Below are 15,528 nucleotides of genomic sequence, written 5' to 3'. Positions count from 1 at the left end.
GCTCACACGTAGCGCGCGGCCCGCTCGGCGGGTGACCCCGGTCCGGCGTCGAGCAGCGCGGCGAGCTCGTGCTCGAGGACCGCGCCGACACGTTGGCAGAACGCCTCGGGCTCGTCCGCGGCGTCGGGCTGCTCGGCCACGATCCGGTCGACGATCCCGAGGCGGTGCAGGTCCAGCGCCCGCACCTTCTGGGACCGTGCCATCTCGGGGGCGTGGTCGAGGTCGCGGTGGACGATCGCGCTGGCGCCCTCGGGCGGCAGCGGGGAGAGCCAGGCGTGCTGGGCGGCCACCACCCGGTCGGCCGGCAGGAGCGCGAGCGCGCCGCCGCCGTTGCCCTCGCCGAGCATCAGGCACAGGGTCGGCGCGTCGAGGGTGACCAGGTCGGCCAGGCAGCGGGCGATCTCGCCGGCCAGCCCGCCGTTCTCGGCGTCCGGTGAGAGCGCGGCGCCCTGGGTGTCGATCACGGTCACCAGCGGCAGCCCGAGCTCCGAGGCGAGCCGCATCCCGCGGCGGGCCTCCCGCAGCGCCTCCGGCCCCATCGGGTGGTCGGGGGTCTGGCCGCGGCGGTCCTGCCCGAGGAAGACGCACGGCGCCTGCCCGAAGCGCACCAGCGCGATCAGCAGGCCGGGGTCGTGCTCCCCCTGCCCGGTGCCGTTGAGGGGTACGACGTCGGTGGCGGCGTACTTCAGCAGCCGGCGAACGCCGGGCCGGTCCGGGCGGCGGGACCGGGTGACGGCGTCCCAGGTCTCCACGTCGGGCAGCGGGGTGAGCGGCACCGGGTCCGGCACCGGCGTGATGCCGTGCCGCGGCGCGAGCAGGATGGTCAGCGCCCGGTCGAGGATCCCGGCGATCTGGTCCGGCGGCAGGACGGCGTCGATGATGCCGCGGGTGTAGAGGTTCTCCGCCGTCTGCACGCCCTCGGGGAAGGGCCTGCCGTAGAGCGCCTCGTAGACCCGCGGGCCCAGGAAGCCGACCAGCGCCCCGGGCTCGGCGACGGTGACGTGCCCCAGCGACCCCCACGACGCCATCACTCCGCCGGTCGTCGGGTGGCGCAGGTAGACCAGGTACGGCAGCCCGGCGACCTTGTGCGCGGCGACCGCCTCGGAGATCCGCACCATCTGCACGAAGGCCGGGGTGCCCTCCTGCATCCGGGTGCCGCCGCTGATGGGCGCCGCGAGCAGCGGGAGACCCTCTCGCGTCGACCGGTCGATCGCGGCCACCAGCCGGTCGGCCGACGCGCGCCCGATCGACCCGGCGAGGAAGGCGAACTCACCGACCACGACCGCGACCCGGCGCCCGTGCATCAGTCCCTCGCCGGTGAGGACCGACTCGTCGACCCCGCTCTTCTCGGCCGCCGCGGCCAGCTCCGCGGCGTACTCCTCCGAGATGCCCTCGCGCACCGGCGGCAGGTCCCACGAGGTCCACGAGCCCTCGTCGAGGACCAGGCCGATGAGGTCGGCGGCGGAGAGCCGGGCGGGACGGGGTGCGGTCGTCATCTGGGCAGGTTAGTTCGTGCCCCCGGCCCGGCAGGACGTCATACGTTGCCGTCGCTGGGGCGACCGTTTCGTATGACGTCCCGCTCGACGTGCGCGGAGGGGTGGGCGCGGGAACAGGAGCGGACGTCGACGCGTTCGCCCCGAGTGACCCTCGACGCCTCGCCCGACCTGCTCCCGCTGCCGCGCGAGCGGCGCAGCACCCGGTCGTTCGACGACACCCACGTGCTCGTCGACGACGAGCTGCGGGCGATGCTGGAGGCGGCCCGGTGGGCGCCGTCCGCGGGCAACTCGCAGCCGTGGGCGTTCCTGGTGGCCCGGCGTGGCGACGCCGCGCACCAGCGCCTCGTCCCGCTGCTCTCGCGGGGCAACCAGTCGTGGGCGCCGCGCGCGAGCGCGCTGGTCTTCACGCTGCACCAGGTTGCCTCCGGGCCGGAGGAGGACGCCCTGACCTACTCCGACTACGCGGCCTACGACCTCGGCCAGGCGGTGGCCCAGCTCAGCGTCCAGGCCCTCGCGCTGGGGTTGGTGGTCCACCAGTTCGCCGGGTTCGACCACGAGGGGCTTGCGGCGCAGGCGGGAGTGCCGCGGCACTGGCAGGTCACGACCGGCGTCGCGCTGGGCCGCGAGCTGGCCGCGGACGACGCGGGCGACGCCGCCGCGCGCGAGCGCGACCGCCGGCCGCGCACCCGCAAGCCACTCGCCGAGCTCGCCTTCGGCGCGACGTTCGGCGAGCCGCTCGACCTCGGATGAGCAGGGACCTCAGGCCCGCTCGTGCCAGGCCGCGAGGACCTTCTCCTCGTCCTCGCGGGACCATCCGGTGACCGGGGCGTCGGGTGTCTCGCGGAGCCACACCAGGGTGTCGCGGGCGGTCTCGGAGAGCGGGCGCGTGCTCAGCCCGGCGTCGAACGACGCGGTCACGTCGTGGGCCATCAGCCCGGCGTACTCCGGCAGCGGCAGCCACACCGGGACCGAGCGCGGACCCATCCACGGCTCCACCTCGTGGGCGACCAGGAAGTCCTGGTCGACAGCGGTGAACGTGGTCGTCGTCGGGTCGTGCAGCCCGAGCTCGCGGGCGGCCGCCGCGACCGCGTCGACGAACGCCGCGCGGGTCGTGGCGAGGCCGGTGCCGTCGAAGGTGCCGGTACGCCGCTCCTCGGCGCAGGTCACGATCCAGGCCGCCAGGTCGCGGGCGTCGACGACCTGGACCGAGTCGTCGGGTGATCCGGGGACCAGCACCTCCGGGTGGTCGGCGGTGTCGGCGAGGCGCGCAGGCCAGTAGGTGAAGCGCCCGGACGGGTCGCCGGGTCCGACGATCAGTCCGGGCCGGATGATCGTCGCGGATGCGGCTCCGGCCGAGACGACCTGCTCGCACGCGACCTTCATCGGCCCGTAGGCCTCGGGATCCTCGCGCAGGTCGCGGTCCTCGTGGAGCGGCTCGCGCAGCGGCAGGGCACCGGGCCCGCCGGGCGTGGAGTCGTCGGAGTAGACGTTGATCGTGGAGACGAAGACCCAGTGTGCCGACGGGATCCGCTCGACCGCGGACCGGACCCAGGACGGCAGGCGGCCGACGTCGACCACGGCGTCGTAGTCGTCGGCGAGCTCGTCGGGCAGGCCCTCGGAGCGGTCGGCCACCACGTGACGGGTCCCGTCGGGCACCGAGCCCGACGAGCCCCGGCAGGCACACGTGACGTCGTGCCCGCGACGCACCGCCTCCTCGGCCACCGCGCGGGAGAGGAAGACCGAGCCACCGAGCACCAGGAGTCGCATGGCTCCCACCGAACAGGCTCGGTCGCTCCGACGCAAGGGGTTCCGCTGTGGGCAGCGCAGCCGCGTCAGGGGAAGGGCGGCGAGGTCGCCCCGAGCAGCCAGGAGTCGAAGAAGGGGTGCAGGTCCGTGCCGGTCCGCTCGGACCAGAAGCCGGTGAGGTCGTCGTAGGAGGCGTTGGCGTCCTCGTGGGCCTTCGGCCAGGCGCGGACGATCGCCCAGAACCGCTCGTCGCCGAGACGACGCCGCAGCTGGTCCCACATCAGCGCCGGGCCGTAGTAGACGTTGCCCGCGCCGAAGGTCGCCGGGTCGTAGTCGGCCGGCGGCCCCGACTCGCGGCGCATCTGCGGCTCGGCCCGCGCCCAGCGGGCCATCAGCGCCGGCACCGGGAGGTGGTCGTGCTCCGCCTGCCACAGCCCCTGCAGGTAGAGCGCCATCCCCTCGCTCATCCAGACGTCGCGCCAGTCGGCCGGCGTGACCTCGTGTCGCCGTACCACTGGTGCACCATCTCGTGGACGAGCACCTCCGGCGAGGTGTCGTACGCGGTGCTGCCCAGCGTGATCATCGTCTGGGTCTCCATCCCGCTGCGGGAGTCGACCACGAGCACGCCGAGCGAGGAGAACGGGTAGGGACCGAGCCGGTCCTCGATCCAGCCCAGCTCGTCGGCGGCCGGCCGCAGCCGGTCGACGAGGGCGGGCCGGTCGCGCGGGGTCCAGTAGGTCACCGGCACCCCGCTGGCCGAGCGGTCGCGGGTCTCCCGGAAATCGCCGATCGCGATCGTCGTGAGGTACGACGACGCGGGCTCGGCGAGGTGCCAGCGGGTGACGGTGCGGTCGCCCTCGTCGTGGCGCGACTCCAGCGTGCCGTTGGCGATCCCGACCATCGGCGAGGGCGCCGAGATGGTGAAGTCGTAGAGCGCCTTGTCCGACGGCTGGTCGTTGACGGCGTACCACGAGAAGGCGCCGAAGGGCTCCTGCATCGTCCACACCTCGCCGTCGGGTGTGATGGTCCAGCCGAGGGTGCTGAAGTCGGAGCGCGTGGTCGGCGCCGCGACCGGGCGGGGCGTCCCGGCGTAGTGGAGCACGACCGTGTAGCGCTGGTCCGCGGTCACCGGGGTGCGGACCACGAGGTCCTTGCCCTCGTGGTCGTACGCCGCGTCCCTGCCGTCGACGGTCACCGACGACACCGCGAGGGCGTGCTCGAGGTCGAGCTGGAAGGTCGGGGCGTCGGAGGTGGCCCGGAGGACCAGCGTCTCGACGGCGTCCAGTGTCGAGGAGTCCGGGCTCCACGTGAGGTCGAGGCCGTAGTGCAGGGCGTCGACGCCGGGGTCGCCGACCTGCGGGTAGACCCGGTCCTCGACGGGCGTGCTCAGCGCGGCGTCGAGGCTTCCGTGGGTGGTCGGGCTCCCGTGGGGGGCAGGGCTCGGGTCGTCGGACCCCGACGTGCACCCGGCCAGCAGCAACGACCCCGCCGCCAGTCCGGCGACGAGGGCGCGCATCAGTCCCCGGCCCGCAGCAACGGCCGCGCGAGCTTGCGGCCGTGGTGGATCTGCGCCTTGATCGTGCCCAGCGGGACGCCGACGAGCGCGGCGATCTCCTCGTAGGACATCCCGTAGACGTCACGCAGCAGCAGCGGCTCGACGAACTGCGGATGGTCGCGCTCGATGGTCTCCATCGCCTCGAGCAGGTCGAGGCGGGTCCCGGCGATGACGCTGGTGGTGCGTGGGTCCGGCTTCTCGGCCGGCAGCACGTCGCTGGCGATCGCCTGGTTCTTCATCCGGCGGTAGGTGGTGCGTGCGGAGTTGACCGCCACGACGTGCATCCAGGTGGTGAAGCGGCCGCGACCGCCCCAGGAGCAGATCTTGTTGGCGATGTTGAGCAGCGCCTCCTGGCAGGCGTCCTCCGCGTCCGGCGTGTAGGGCAGCACCCCCCGGCAGACGTTGAGCGCGCGAGGGCGGATCGCCCCGAGCAGCAGCTCCATGGCATCGCGGTCGCCGTCCTGCGCCCGTCGCGCCAGATCGTCGATCTCGTCCGGCGTGGTGGCCTCGGCGTACGTGTCCCCGGTCATGCGGTGTTCCTTTCCCCGTGCCACGGACACTAATGGAGGGCCCCGGCGGCAGCACCGCCGGAGCCCTACCCGTTGGGGGATCGTTACTTGACCTCGGACCGCATCAGCATCGCCAGGCCGACCGCGAGCGGCGCCACGAGCCAGATCGTGCCGGCGACGCCGAGGTGTGCCCATTGCTCCCCGCTCATCGAGCCGTTGAAGAGCTGGCCCTGGGCGAAGTTGAAGTCGATCCACGGCTGGAGGTCGCGGAACCACTGCTGGCCGTTGGCCAGCAGCATCGACAGGGTGGGCAGCACGAACGAGTAGACGAAGTACGCCACGATCGCGCCGGCCGAGTTGCGGATGACGGTGCCGAGCATGAAGCCGACCAGCAGGCCCAGCACGTTGCCGAGCACGATGTAGCCGAGCACGCCGAACCCGTCGTCCCAGACGGTCGGGACCCCGGCGATCGCGGACCCCGCGATGTTGCCGATCGCGCCGATGCCGAAGGCGAGCAGCATCGAGGCGACGCCCACGCCGATCGCGACCAGCGCCTTGGCGAGGATGACCCGGCTGCGGTGGGGCACGAGCGTGAACGTCGTGAGGCCGCTGCGCTGGCTCCACTCGCTGGTCACCGACAGCACCGCGATCATCGGCAGGATCACCGCCATCGGGAAGCCGATGGCGGCCGCGAACGTGTCGTAGGTCAGCTCACTGTCGGGGGCCCAGAGCAGGACGGCGCCGGTGGCGAGCACGGCGGTGATGCCGATGCTGGCCAGCAGCCAGAACCCCGACCGGGTGTCGAACGACTTGCGCAGCTCGACCGCGGTGATGCGGGAGAGCGGGATCGGGCTCGGCGCCGGCTTCGGCGTCCCGGTGCGCCCGGCGGCGGGCGCGAGGGTGGTGGTGGTCATGCGACCGCTCCTTCTCGTTGGGTGTCGGCGGTGAGCTCGAGGAACATCTCCTCCAGGCCCGCGCCGTCGGCGGCCCGTAGCTCGGCGAGCGCGATGCCGGCCTGCTGGGCGACCTTGCCGACCAGTTCGGGGTCGGCGTCCACGCGCAGGGCGTCGGTGCCCCCGGTGGTGGTGCTGGGGACGACGCTCAGGCCCGACGCCGTCAGGGCGGTGGCGAGCCGGGGCGCGTCGTGGGTGCGGACCAGGGTGCCGGCGGCCCGCAGCAGCTCGGCCTTGGTGCCCTGGGCGACGATGCGGCCCTGGCCGATGACGACGAGGTCGTCGGCGATGACCTCGATCTCGTGCAGCAGGTGCGAGGAGAGCAGCACGGTGCCGCCCTGGTCGGCGTACCCGCGGAGCAGGTCGCGCATCCAGCGGATGCCGGCCGGGTCGAGCCCGTTGGCGGGCTCGTCGAGGATCAGCACGCCCGGGTCACCGAGCAGGGCCGTGGCGATGCCCAGCCGCTGGCGCATGCCGAGCGAGTAGTGCCGCACCCGGCGGCCGGCCTCGTCGGGCGTCAGGCTGACCAGCTCGAGCATCTCGTCGACGCGCCGGGCCGGCAGCCCCATCATCCGCTGGGCGACGGTGAGGATCTCGCGGCCCGTGCGGCCGGCGTGCTGGGCGGAGGCGTCGAGGAGCACGCCGACCTCGAGGCCCGGGTTGGGCAGGTCGGAGAAGCGCTGGCCGTTGATGTGGGCGGTGCCGGAGGTGGCCGGCGTGAGCCCGACCATGATCCGCATGGTGGTGGACTTGCCGGCGCCGTTGGGACCGAGGAAGCCGGTGACCCGGCCGGCCTCGGCCGTGAAGGTGATGTCGTCGACGGCCGTGAAGGCGCCGTACGTCCTGGTGAGTGATGCGACCGTGATCATGCCGAGAACACTCGCGCGGCGACGGGGGTGCGCGCATCGGGGATGCCGCTGAAGCCGCCCCCGGAACCCACCCCTGACCCTCCTCGGGGTTGACCCTTGGTGCCCCCATAATGCTGGGGTGTCCATGCCCTCCCGCCTCGGCCGCTATGCCGTGCGCCGGCGCATCGGGTCCGGTGGTTTCGCGACGGTATGGCTGGCCTACGACGAGCAGCTCGACTCGCCGGTGGCGGTGAAGGTGCTCGCCGACAACTGGACCGAGGACCACCACGTCCGGCAGCGGTTCCTCGAGGAGGGCCGCTACCTGCGCAAGGTGGAGTCGCCGCACGTCGTGTCCGTGTACGACGCCGGCGAGCTCGACGACGGCCGGCCCTACCTGGTGATGTCGTACGCCGACCAGGGGACCCTGGCGGACCGGCTCGAGCTCGAGGGGCTCACCCCGGCTCAGGCGCTCGAGGTCGTCCGGCAGGTCGGCGCCGGCCTCCAGGCGCTGCACCAGCGGGGCATCCTGCACCGCGACGTGAAGCCGGCCAACGTGCTCTTCCGGACCGTCGAGGGCGCCCGGGCGGGGGAGACCGAGGTGCGCGCGATGGTCGGCGACCTCGGGCTCGGCAAGGCGCTCGACATGTCCTCGCGACTGACCATGATCGCCGGCACCCCGTCGTACGTCGCCCCCGAGCAGGCCCTGGGTGAGGGGCTGGACGCGCGGGCCGACCAGTACTCCCTCGCCTCCCTGGCCTACCTGATGCTCAGCGGCCGCGCGGCGTACTCCCACGCCTCGCTGTCTGCGGCGGCCAGCCCCGGGACGCCGCCCGCGCTGTCCACGCCGGAGCGGCCCTTCCCGGCCGAGGTCGAGGCAGTGGTGGCGCGCGGGCTCGCCCCGGACCGGGAGGACCGCTGGCCCGACGTGGACGCCTTCGTGGCGGCGCTCGCGACGGCGCTGGCCCCGGTGCTCGAGCCCGGGTCCGCCGCGCCCGGCGTGACGTCGACGAGCGAACCCTGGCTCCCCGTTGACCCGCACCTGACCCAGCCGGGCGCCGCGCCCTCGCCGCGTCCGGAGTCCCGCGACCTCCCCGAGCCCGGACGCCCGCGGCGCGGCCGACGCCGGGCCGTCGCCACCCTGGTGGGCCTCGTCGCGCTGGCCGCCGGGGGCGCGGCCGGCTACCTCGCCGAGCAGCGCACCGGTCGCGACGCCACCCTGAGCGACGACTCCGGGAACCTCTCGGTGACCGTGCCCGTCGGCTGGGACCGCGCCGTGGCGACGGCCGGCTGGACCCCGCCGGCCAGCCCCGGCTCGAAGGAGGAGTTCCCCGCGCTGTCGGTCGGCACGTCCCGCGGCTGGACCGACCGCGACGCGGCCGGCCAGGGCGTCTTCCTCGGCATCCTGCCCGGCACCGCGCTGCCCCACCAGGTGCCGAGGCACCCCGAGTGCGGTGCCGCCGACGAGCCGGTCGACGACACCGTCGAGGGGAACGCCTCGGTCACCGTCGTCTACACCGGCTGTCCCGGTGGCGTCACCGTCGAGCGGGTCGTCCAGGTCGCGGGCAACCGGCTGCTGTGGGTCCAGGTCCGCAGCGCGGACCGGGCCACCGCCAACGCCGTGCTCGACGACGTGCGGACCCACGGCATCTGAGCCCTGCTGCCTCGGCCCTACTGGACCGGGTGCACGCTCCGGGAGACCTGCTCCATCAGGTCGTCGAGCCCGTCCCGGTCCACCGCCCGGCCGACGACCGACATCTCGAAGAGCGCCTCGTCGGAGCCCGGCAAGGACAGCCAGCGGAACGTGTTGAAGCGCTGGACGTCGGTGTCCGGCTCGCGGTAGGAGAACGACAGCAGGTCCTGGGTCTGACCGAGGATCTGCACGTCGTCGTAGCCCGCCTGCATGGCCGCCAGCTTCTGCGCGACCATCTCCTCCTTGGTCTTGTGCTCGAAGACGAGCTTCACCCGGAGGCTGTAGCCGCCGACGTCCGGTTCGTCCGCCGGTCGCCAGCGGATCTCGTCGGGGTCGCCGTTCTCGATGGTGGGCTTCCAGCCCCAGGGCGCGTCGTACACCCACTGCTGGAAGCCCTTCTGCCCGAGCACGTGCCGCTTGTACTCCTGGCCCGCGAGCAGCGACGGGTAGTCGATGTCGGGGGCGAACGTCGGGGGCTGGTCGACCGGCAGCGAGGGGTCTGCCGCCGGCACCGGCGCGGCCACCGCCATCGCCACGGGCGCGTCCTCCAGGAGGTGTCCCACCGCGAACCCCCCGGCCGCCCCCAGCAGGGCGAGCACGAGCACGGCCCCGAGTCCCCGCATGCTCATGGCGACACCGTATCCGCAGCGATGACTTCTCCCGTGCCGGCCGGTCTGTCGAAATGACCGGGCCCCGTTCGTGGAAGGGGTGAACCCCGTCCACCGAGGAGAGATCGATGACCGAACACACCGCCGTCCGCACTGCCGACCGCTCGGCCACCGACCGGAGCCGCTGGCTGGCCCTCTACGTCCTGTGCCTGGGCGACCTGATGATCGTGCTCGACTCGAGCATCGTGAACGTCGCCCTGCCGTCCATCCAGACCGACCTGGGCTTCTCGGGCTCGGCCCTGGCCTGGGTCGTCAACGCCTACCTGCTGACCTTCGGCGGCTTCCTGCTGCTGAGCGGGCGGCTCGGCGACCTTTTCGGCAACAAGCGGGTCTTCTCGGTGGGTGTGGTGGCGTTCACCCTCGCCTCGGTCGCCTGCGGGCTGGCCCCGGCGTCCGGGCTGTTGGTGGCCGGCCGCGCCGTCCAGGGCTTCGGCGGTGCCGCCGTGTCGGCGGTCGCGCTCTCCCTGATCATGGGCCTGTTCTCGGACCCGGCCGAGCGCGCCAAGGCGATGGGCTTCTTCGGCTTCGTGATGTCCGGCGGCGGGGCGGTCGGCGTGCTGCTCGGCGGGGTGCTCACGGGGCTCTTCTCGTGGCACTGGATCTTCCTGGTGAACGTCCCCGTGGGCGTGGCCGTGTGGGTGAGCGCCCGTCGGGTGCTGCCGGAGGACGCGGTCTCCGGGGGCGGCGGCCGGCTCGACGTCCCCGGCGCGGTGCTCGTCACGAGTGCGCTGATGCTCTCGGTCTACGGGATCGTGGGTGGGAACGCCGCCGGCTGGGGCTCGGTGCGCACCCTGGGCCTGCTCGGCGCCTCGGTCGTCCTGCTCGGCGCCTTCGTGGCGTGGGAGGCGCGGACCGCGCACCCGCTGGTGCCGCTGCGGCTGTTCTCGCTGCGCAACGTCGCCGTCTCGCAGGTCGTGGGCGTGCTCTGGGCCGCGGCCATGTTCGCCTGGTTCTTCCTGGCCGCGCTCTACCTCCAGCGAGTGCTCGGGTACGACGCCCTCGAGGTCGGCCTGGCCTTCCTCCCGACCAGCGTGCTGATGGCGTTCTGCTCGCTGAAGGTGTCCGACCGCCTGGTGATGCGTCTCGGCGTCCGCACCCCTCTGACGGCCGGGCTGCTGCTGGCGGCGGCCAGCCTGCTGCTGTTCTCGCGGGCACCGGTCGACGGTGACTTCCTGGTCGACGTGCTGCCCTCGATGCTGCTCCTCGGCGCCGGCGCGGGGATCGCGTTCAACCCGGTGTTGCTGGCGGCCATGGGCGACGTCGAGCCGCACGAGTCCGGCCTCGCGTCCGGCGTGGTCAACACCTCCTTCATGATGGGCGGCGCGCTCGGGCTCGCGGTCCTGGTCAGCCTGTCCGACCACCGCACCGGCAGCCTGCTCGCGGCGGGCGCGGCTCCGCTGGAGGCGCTCAACGGGGGGTTCCGGGTCGCCTTCGCGGCCGGGGCCGTCGCGGCGCTGCTCGCGGCGGTGGCGGGTGGCGTGCTGCTGCGGCCGCGGCCGATGGTGGCGCCCGAGCCGGTGTGCGAGCCGGCCGAGGCCGCCTGCGCGGACCCGGCCTGAGCCGGACGTGCCCGGTGCCGACCCCGCGGTGCGAGTGCGGTCGGCCACAGCGTTAGCGTGCGGACGGTGACGAGCCACCTGATCCGCAATGCCCGCCTCGTCCCGCTCGGCCCGGGTGAGGACGCGCCCGACCGCCCGCTCGACGTCCTCGTCGAGCAGGGCACGGTGACCGCCGTCGGCGCAGCCCTGGACCGCCCGGCCGGGGTCGAGGAGAGCGACGCCCAGGGCCGCTGGCTGATCCCGGGCCTGTGGGACCAGCACGTCCACCTCGCCCAGTGGACGCTGGCCTCGCAGCGGCTCGACCTCGCCGCCGCCCGCTCGCCGGAGGACGCGACCCGCGCCGTCGCGGAGCGGATCGCCGAGTGGCCCGACCACCCGGTCATCGGGTGGGGGCACCGCTCCGGCGGGTGGGACCGCGACGTCACGGTCTCCGAGCTCGACGCGGTCTCCGGCGACACCCCGGTCGTGCTGATCAGCGGCGACGGGCACCACGCCTGGCTCAACACCACGGCGCTGATGCACCTGGCGATGCCCGTGCGCGACTCGGTCGTCCGCGAGGGGGAGTGGTTCGCGGCGTACGCCCGGCTCTCGACGCTGGTCGGTGACGACGGGACCTCCCCGGAGGCCTACCGCCGCACCCTCGACCACGCGGCCTCGATGGGGGTCGTCGGCATCGTGGACTTCGAGTTCAGCGGCGGGGCCCGCGAGTGGGCCGAGCGCTGGGCCGCCGGCGCCGACCTGCTGCGGATCCGGATGGCGACCTACGCCGACACCCTGGAGGACGTCATCGCCGCCGGCCTGCGCACCGGCGACACCCTGCCCGGCTGCGACGGCCGGGCCACGATGGGCCCGCTGAAGATCATCAGCGACGGCTCGCTGAACACCCGCACGGCCTGGTGCTGCCAGCCGTACGCCGACGCGCACCGCCTGGAGTACCCCTGCGGCCAGCCGAACCTCTCCGGCGACGAGCTGCGCACGCTGCTGGCCCGGGCGCACCGGTCCGGCCTCGAGGTGGCCACGCACGCGATCGGTGACGCGGCGGTGGCCGAGGCGCTCGCGTCGTACGCCGACACCGGCGCCCGCGGCTCGATCGAGCACGCGCAGATGGTCGGCCGCGACGACGTGCGCCGGATGGCCGAGCTCGGCATCCGGGCGAGCATCCAGCCCGCGCACCTGCTCGACGACCGCGACCTGACGGAGAAGATCTGGGGGGATCGCGCCGAGCGCTGCTTCGCCTTCCGCTGGATGCTCGACGACGGTGTGGAGCTCGCGATGGGCTCCGACGCCCCGGTCTCCGCGCTGGACCCGTGGCTGGCGATCGCCGCGGCCGTGCACCGCAGCGCCGACGACCGCGAGGCCTGGCACGGCGAGCAGGCGCTCACCGCGCGCGAGGCTCTGGCCGCCTCGGTCGACGGGCTGCCGACGGTCGGTGCCGGCTCCCGTGGCGACCTGGTCCTGCTCGACCGCGATCCGCTGGCCGCCGGCGAGGGCACGGCGGCCACCGGCGAGCTGCTGCGCACCATGCCCGTCGCCACCACCTTCGTGGGCGGCGTCGCGGTGCACGACGTGCGGTAGGTCAGGCGGCCTCGCGCTCGTTGAGCGCGTCGGTGAGCAGCGAGACCAGGGCCTCGAGCTGGACGTCGGCCGAGGAGGCGACCTCCTCGTCGGACCCGTCGAGCGCGCGGGCCGCGAGCCCGGCCTTGCTGTCGATGAGCTCGGCGATGCGGGTGTCGATCGTCTGCGCGGCGATGATCCGCCACGCGGTGACGGGCTCCGCCTGGCCGATCCGGTGGATGCGGTCGATGGCCTGCGTCTGCTCCGCGTCGGTCCACGACAGCTCGGCCAGCACCAGGTTGGAGGCGACCTGCAGGTTGAGCCCGACGCCCGCCGCCATCAGCGAGCAGACGACGATCTCGACCTCGGGGTCCTCGACGAAGGCGTCGATGTTCTTCTGCCGGGCCCGCGGGGTCTGGTCGCCCCGGATCGAGGAGTACTTGATCCCCCGCTTGGCGAAGGTCTCCTCGGCGACGTCCATGACGTCGACGTGCTTGGCGAAGAAGACGACCTTGCCGACGTTGCGCGCCAGCTGCGCGGCGTAGTCGGCGGCCAGGCCGGCCTTGGCCTGGCCGATGCGCCGCATCATCGTGAAGACGTTCTCCTCCGACTTCGTGGTCGTCGTGTCCTCACGCTCCCAGGTGGCGACCCGGCGTACGAGCTCGTGGTCGATGCCCTCGACGACCGCGCCGGACGTGCGGGTCTCGAGCGCGGTGTCGTAGCGGTGCACCAGGCGGCGGGCCAGCTCGCGCTCGGCCTCGCGGATCGACCGTCCGAGGTCGTCGTCGAGCTCGACGGGCAGGTCCGCGACTCGGCGGGCCGGGATGTCCGCCGCCACGTCGACCTTGCGGCGCCGGACGATGCCCATGTCGATCACGGCCTTGCGGGCGGCGGGGTAGAAACCGGGGTCGGCCGGCGTCATGCCGGTCTCCTCGAGGGCGACCATCAGGTCGGTGAGCGGCTTCTTGTCGTCGATCCAGCCGAGGAACTGCCAGATCGCGCGGAAGTCCTCGATGTCGTTGATGAGCGGGGTGCCGGTCAGCGCCATCAGCAGCGGGCGCACGATCCGGGAGCGGATGCGCTCGGAGAGCTGCAGGACGTTCTGGGAGCGCTGGGAGGACTTGTTCTTGATGAAGTGCGCCTCGTCCACGACCATGCCGCGGAAGCCGAGGTCGCCGAGCCAGCCGACGTGCCGGTCGAGCACCTCGTAGTTGACCACCACGATGTCGGCGAAGCCGTCGATGTTGTCGCCGTTGCCGTGGATCACGGTGGCCGGCCGGTTGGGCGTCCAGAGCCCGGCCTCGCGGGCCCAGTTGGTCTTGACGACGTTGGGCACCACCACGAGCAGCGGGTAGGCGTTCGCGGCCTCGGCGGCGAGCAGGGCCTGCGCGGTCTTGCCCAGGCCGGGCTCGTCGGCCAGCAGGAAGGTCCGCTGCCCGTCGGCCGCGGCGGCGACGACCTGCGCCTGGTGCCGCATCAGCTCCAGGCCGCCCGGGGCGCTGAGCGAGGTCGGGTCGGGCAGGGGCATGCAGGACGAGGCGCCGTTGCCGGCGTACTCGAAGGACCGGAAGAGCGGGCCGAGCAGCTCCCAGCCGGCCAGCCGGTGCGTGCGGACCTTGGTCTGCTGGGCAGCGGAGAAGTCGGGGACGAGGAAGGGGTTCGCGAGCTGGCGCGAGACCACGGACTGCGGGACCACGCGGCGCTCGGGCGCGGCGGAGGTGGTCACCGGCTCGGCGGGGGCGGCCTCCTCGACCGGCGCCTCGACGCCGCCGGCGGCGAGCATCTCGCGCTTGAGGGTCCGGGCCGACTCGGAGACGACGGCGTCCTCGGCGAGCAGCACGAGCAGCGTGGTGTCGCGGGCCGCGGTCTTCGCCAGGATCGTGGCGATCCCGTCGAGCCGCTTGAGCTGCTCGGCCCGGTGGGCCTCGGTGTTGGTCGTGTCCGCCTTCACCCGGGCGCGCTCCTCGCGCACGAGCAGCGCGATGACCTGGAACTTCGTCCGCACCGACGCCATCACCTGACCGCGCTGGACGGCGTTCTCGACCTCGCGCACGGCGCGTGCGAGCACCGGGATGATGCCCTCGTTGTCGAGATCGCGACCGCGGCGCTGGTTGCGCTGGGCGGGACGGCGAACGCTCTGCTGGCGCTGGCCTCGTCGAGCCAAGACTCCTCCTCTGGCGTGCCGGGCACGCTCAGCGCGGTGTGGCTGGCGCCATCCGCACACCGTCCCGCAGTACGACGGGACATCGAGCGGAGCGAGCCGGGTGGCCACTCCGCGAGGCGACCCGACCCCACGGATCTGCGAGAGATCGACGCGATGCCGTCCGACGGACGACAGGGCCAGGGTCGGTGCTTCTCCCATACTAACGCCCAGCGCGTCAGGAGGGAGACCCGGCGCTGTGTCGGAACGCGGGAGGGCCGGGTCGCAGCCGTGCTAGCCCGTGACCGCCTTGACCAGGTCGGCCAGCTCGGGGGTGCTCTCCGCCTCGGTCAGCGCTGCCTCCAGCGCCTCGTCGTGGGCGGGTCGGGCCAGGTCGAGCTGCTTGCGGCCGGTGGCGGTGAGCTCGGTGTAGATGCCGCGCCGGTCGTCGGCGCAGAGGATCCGGGTCAGCAGGCCGCGGTCCTCGAGGCGGTTGACCAGCCGGGTCGACGCGCTGGGGGAGAGCCCGGCAGCGCGGCCGAGCTGGGCCATCCGCATGTGCCAGCCGTCCTGGCGGGACAGGGCGTCCATGACCGTGAACTCCACGACCGACAGCCCGTGCTCGGCCTGCAGCGCCTTCTCCAGGCGGCTCTCGATGAGCTGGTGCAGGGCGGCCAGGCGACGCCATCCCTGGGCGCGGACCTCGACGGCCTCGTCGCTGATTCCCATCTCTCGCCTCCCGCGTGCCGTGGTGTCACCCTTCACTCTACCAGCGTTTGCAATAGACCGCGTGTGCAACTAACGTCGAAC

14 protein-coding genes are annotated in these 15,528 nt (G+C 73.4%); 4 read left to right on the top strand and 10 right to left on the bottom strand.

The genetic code is table 11. The features are described 5' to 3' along the window. Nucleotides 1-2 precede the first annotated feature (2 nt). Nucleotides 3-1,496, bottom strand: coding sequence for a carboxyl transferase domain-containing protein (locus H0S67_RS21880; RefSeq protein WP_180934767.1), 1,494 nt, complete (start codon nucleotides 1,494-1,496; stop codon nucleotides 3-5). 144 nt (nucleotides 1,497-1,640) lie between these two features. On the opposite strand from H0S67_RS21880, the gene H0S67_RS21875 reads away from it, so the two are divergent. Then, the gene (locus H0S67_RS21875; RefSeq protein ID WP_246354955.1) at nucleotides 1,641-2,246 is read left to right on the top strand and encodes a nitroreductase family protein; all 606 of its coding nucleotides are present in this window, start codon (nucleotides 1,641-1,643) and stop codon (nucleotides 2,244-2,246) included. Between the two features lie 9 nt (nucleotides 2,247-2,255). On the opposite strand, the gene H0S67_RS21870 is transcribed toward H0S67_RS21875, so the two are convergent. From H0S67_RS21870 to H0S67_RS21845, 6 genes are all read right to left on the bottom strand, one after another. After that, nucleotides 2,256-3,263, bottom strand: coding sequence for an NAD-dependent epimerase/dehydratase family protein (locus H0S67_RS21870; RefSeq protein WP_180934765.1), 1,008 nt, complete (start codon nucleotides 3,261-3,263; stop codon nucleotides 2,256-2,258). A 65-nt stretch (nucleotides 3,264-3,328) separates the two neighbouring features. Then, entirely contained in the window at nucleotides 3,329-3,709 is a 381-nt protein-coding gene (locus tag H0S67_RS21865) for a gluzincin family metallopeptidase (RefSeq protein WP_180934764.1), read from the bottom strand. Continuing rightward, a complete protein-coding gene (locus H0S67_RS21860) occupies nucleotides 3,706-4,758 on the bottom strand; it encodes a gluzincin family metallopeptidase (RefSeq protein WP_180934763.1) in 1,053 nt (350 codons plus the stop codon). The genes H0S67_RS21865 and H0S67_RS21860 overlap by 4 nt, the downstream gene beginning before the upstream one ends. Further along, nucleotides 4,758-5,327, bottom strand: a complete 570-nt coding sequence (locus H0S67_RS21855) for an RNA polymerase sigma factor (RefSeq protein WP_180934762.1) — start codon at nucleotides 5,325-5,327, stop codon at nucleotides 4,758-4,760. Before H0S67_RS21855 ends, H0S67_RS21860 begins: the two co-directional genes overlap by 1 nt. 83 nt (nucleotides 5,328-5,410) lie before the next feature. Beyond that, complete coding sequence (locus tag H0S67_RS21850; RefSeq protein ID WP_180934761.1) at nucleotides 5,411-6,220, bottom strand: ABC transporter permease; 810 nt, start codon at nucleotides 6,218-6,220, stop codon at nucleotides 5,411-5,413. Continuing rightward, on the bottom strand, nucleotides 6,217-7,128 hold the full coding sequence (locus H0S67_RS21845) for an ABC transporter ATP-binding protein (RefSeq protein WP_180934760.1): 912 nt from the start codon (nucleotides 7,126-7,128) through the stop codon (nucleotides 6,217-6,219). Before H0S67_RS21845 ends, H0S67_RS21850 begins: the two co-directional genes overlap by 4 nt. A gap of 124 nt (nucleotides 7,129-7,252) precedes the next feature. Between H0S67_RS21845 and H0S67_RS21840 the strand changes: the two genes are divergently transcribed. Continuing rightward, entirely contained in the window at nucleotides 7,253-8,758 is a 1,506-nt protein-coding gene (locus H0S67_RS21840) for a serine/threonine-protein kinase (RefSeq protein ID WP_246355427.1), read from the top strand. A gap of 17 nt (nucleotides 8,759-8,775) precedes the next feature. Here the strand turns inward: H0S67_RS21840 and H0S67_RS21835 are convergent, their stop codons facing one another. Beyond that, nucleotides 8,776-9,426, bottom strand: coding sequence for a hypothetical protein (locus tag H0S67_RS21835; RefSeq protein ID WP_180934758.1), 651 nt, complete (start codon nucleotides 9,424-9,426; stop codon nucleotides 8,776-8,778). Between the two features lie 107 nt (nucleotides 9,427-9,533). Here H0S67_RS21835 and H0S67_RS21830 point away from each other — a divergent pair, with 107 nt between their 5' ends. Both H0S67_RS21830 and H0S67_RS21825 read left to right on the top strand, forming a co-directional pair. After that, nucleotides 9,534-11,024 carry a DHA2 family efflux MFS transporter permease subunit gene (locus H0S67_RS21830; RefSeq protein ID WP_180934757.1) on the top strand — a complete coding sequence of 497 codons (1,491 nt, stop codon included), beginning with the start codon at nucleotides 9,534-9,536 and terminating at the stop codon, nucleotides 11,022-11,024. A gap of 66 nt (nucleotides 11,025-11,090) precedes the next feature. Further along, a complete protein-coding gene (locus H0S67_RS21825; RefSeq protein ID WP_180934756.1) occupies nucleotides 11,091-12,599 on the top strand; it encodes an amidohydrolase in 1,509 nt (502 codons plus the stop codon). A gap of 1 nt (nucleotide 12,600) precedes the next feature. Here H0S67_RS21825 and H0S67_RS21820 read toward each other — a convergent pair whose 3' ends face one another. Both H0S67_RS21820 and H0S67_RS21815 read right to left on the bottom strand, forming a co-directional pair. Beyond that, on the bottom strand, nucleotides 12,601-14,742 hold the full coding sequence (locus H0S67_RS21820; protein ID WP_180934755.1) for a DEAD/DEAH box helicase: 2,142 nt from the start codon (nucleotides 14,740-14,742) through the stop codon (nucleotides 12,601-12,603). 270 nt (nucleotides 14,743-15,012) lie between these two features. Next, the gene (locus H0S67_RS21815) at nucleotides 15,013-15,447 is read right to left on the bottom strand and encodes a MarR family winged helix-turn-helix transcriptional regulator (protein ID WP_180934754.1); all 435 of its coding nucleotides are present in this window, start codon (nucleotides 15,445-15,447) and stop codon (nucleotides 15,013-15,015) included. Nucleotides 15,448-15,528 lie beyond the last annotated feature (81 nt).

Origin of the sequence: Nocardioides ungokensis, from assembly GCF_013466985.1 — a bacterium.
Classification (GTDB): Bacteria; Actinomycetota; Actinomycetes; order Propionibacteriales; family Nocardioidaceae; genus Nocardioides; species Nocardioides ungokensis.
Note: the sequence above shows the minus strand (reverse complement) of the source record. Positions and strands in the feature narration are given on the sequence as shown.

Coding starts and splice junctions, on each gene's coding strand:
- H0S67_RS21815 (WP_180934754.1), bottom strand. CDS start 15,447: ATGGGAATCAGCGACGAGGCCGTCGAGGTCCGCGCCCAGGGATGGCGT.
- H0S67_RS21840 (WP_246355427.1), top strand. CDS start 7,253: ATGCCCTCCCGCCTCGGCCGCTATGCCGTGCGCCGGCGCATCGGGTCC.
- H0S67_RS21830 (WP_180934757.1), top strand. CDS start 9,534: ATGACCGAACACACCGCCGTCCGCACTGCCGACCGCTCGGCCACCGAC.
- H0S67_RS21880 (WP_180934767.1), bottom strand. CDS start 1,496: ATGACGACCGCACCCCGTCCCGCCCGGCTCTCCGCCGCCGACCTCATC.
- H0S67_RS21845 (WP_180934760.1), bottom strand. CDS start 7,128: ATGATCACGGTCGCATCACTCACCAGGACGTACGGCGCCTTCACGGCC.
- H0S67_RS21865 (WP_180934764.1), bottom strand. CDS start 3,709: ATGAGCGAGGGGATGGCGCTCTACCTGCAGGGGCTGTGGCAGGCGGAG.
- H0S67_RS21870 (WP_180934765.1), bottom strand. CDS start 3,263: ATGCGACTCCTGGTGCTCGGTGGCTCGGTCTTCCTCTCCCGCGCGGTG.
- H0S67_RS21850 (WP_180934761.1), bottom strand. CDS start 6,220: ATGACCACCACCACCCTCGCGCCCGCCGCCGGGCGCACCGGGACGCCG.
- H0S67_RS21835 (WP_180934758.1), bottom strand. CDS start 9,426: ATGAGCATGCGGGGACTCGGGGCCGTGCTCGTGCTCGCCCTGCTGGGG.
- H0S67_RS21860 (WP_180934763.1), bottom strand. CDS start 4,758: ATGCGCGCCCTCGTCGCCGGACTGGCGGCGGGGTCGTTGCTGCTGGCC.
- H0S67_RS21855 (WP_180934762.1), bottom strand. CDS start 5,327: ATGACCGGGGACACGTACGCCGAGGCCACCACGCCGGACGAGATCGAC.